The following is a 1,873-nucleotide window of genomic DNA, read 5'->3' as shown; positions in this document are numbered from 1 at the left end:
GCGCGTGGGCGGTTGATGCAGGCGTTGCCTGATGGTGGCGCGATGGTCGCCGTGCAGGCGTCGGAGGACGAGGTCCTACCGCTGCTCACCGAGGGCGTGTCCATCGCGGCGGTCAACGGGCCGACGTCCGTGGTGGTTTCGGGTGTCGAGGATGAGGTGCTGGCGATCGGCGAGCACTTCTCGGCTTTGGGTCGTAAGACGAGCCGTCTGTCGGTGTCGCACGCTTTCCACAGCCTGTTGATGGAGCCGATGCTGGACGACTTCCGGGCGGTGGCTTCGGAGTTGTCGTACGCGGAGCCGCGTACCCCGGCGATTTCGACGGTCACGGGGGAGTCGGCGACGGACTGGCAGTCCCCTGAGTACTGGGTGAACCAGGTCCGTGCCGCCGTCCGCTTCTCCGCCGCCGTCCGTACGGCCGAGGAATCCGGAGTCCGCACGTTCCTGGAGCTGGGCCCCGACTCCGTGCTCACCGCGCTGGCGCAGCAGACGCTGGAAGCGGAGGAAGTGGTCGTGGCGCCGGTCCTGCGCAAGGACCGCCACGAGGCCGAGACCCTGGTCAGCGCCTTCGCCCAACTGCACGTGAACGGCGTACCGGTGGACTGGAGTGCCTACTTCGAGGGCTCCGGCGCCCGCCGCGTGGACCTGCCCACCTACCCCTTCCAGCGCCGGCGCTTCTGGGTCGACACCGAGGAGTACCTGGCGAACTCCTGGCTCGGTGTCGGCGGAGGGAACATGGCCTCCGCCGGGCTGGCAGATGCCGGGCACCCGCTGCTGGGGGCCGTGGTGCCGTCGCCGGACTCGGATGTCGTCACCTTCACGGGACGGCTCTCCGCGAGCACGCACGCCTGGATCGCGGACCACAAGGTGCTGGGCAACGTCCTGCTGCCCGGTACCGGTTTCGTGGAACTGGCGGTGCGCGCCGGCGACCAGGTCGGCTGCGGTGTGCTGGAGGAGCTGGCGCTTCAGGCGCCGCTGATCCTGCCGGAGCGCGGCGGTGCCGCCGTACAGGTCGTGGTCGGGGCCGCCGACGATTCCGGGCGGCGGTCGGTGAGCGTGTACTCGCGCCGGGAGGACCAGGCGGATCTGCCGTGGGTGCTGCATGCCGACGGTGTGCTGGCGCCGGAGACGGCCGAGGTCGGCGCCGGGTTCGAGTCGGCCGTCTGGCCGCCGGCCGGTGCGACCGCGCTGGATCTGGAAGGGGCGTACGAGGGCCTGGCGGAGCGCGGGTTCGGTTACGGCCCGGTGTTCCAGGGGCTGACGGCGGCCTGGCGGCGCGGTGACGAACTCTTCGCCGAGGTCGCCCTGCCCGAGCAGGAGCACGCCGAGGCCGAGAGGTTCGGGCTGCACCCGGCGCTGCTGGACGCGTCCATGCACGCGGCCCTGGTCAACGGCGCGGGCGAGGGCGAGACCACGCTGCCGTTCGTGTGGCGGGACGTCACTCTGCACGCGGCCGGTGCGTCGGTGGTGCGGGTGAGGATCACCCAGCCCACCCCGGACAGCCTCTCGCTCCAGGTCACGGACGCCACCGGCGCTCCGGTCGCCACGGTCGGCGCCGTCGTGGGCCGACCCGTCTCGGCGGAGCAGCTGAGCGTCGAGCCCGGCAACGACTCGCTGTTCCACATCGTGTGGAGTTCGTTGCCTGGTGCGGACTCGGTCGTTGACGTGGATTGGGTGGCCTGGGAGGAGTTGGCCGACGAGGGTCCTGTGCCTGGGCATGTGGTGTTGGAGTGTGTGCCGCGGGAGGGTGTTGACGTCCCGGTTGCTGTCCGTGAGCTGTCGGAGCGGGTGCTGGCGGTGGTGCAGCGGTGGCTGGTCGAGGAGCGGTTCACGGCTTCTCGGCTGGTCGTCGTGACGCGGAGCGCGGTAGCGGTGA

1 protein-coding gene is annotated in these 1,873 nt (G+C 71.1%); it reads left to right on the top strand.

Annotation, left to right across the window (positions count from 1 at the left end; genetic code table 11):
• Nucleotides 1–1,873, top strand: a 1,873-nt coding sequence (locus IE318_RS22245; protein WP_229903671.1) for an acyltransferase domain-containing protein, incomplete at both ends; no start/stop codon positions are given.

The organism is Streptomyces spiralis, from assembly GCF_014654675.1.
GTDB classification, from domain to species: domain Bacteria; phylum Actinomycetota; class Actinomycetes; order Streptomycetales; family Streptomycetaceae; genus Streptomyces; species Streptomyces spiralis.
The sequence above is the reverse complement of the archived record's forward strand: the minus strand, read 5'-3'. Positions and strand labels throughout refer to the sequence as shown.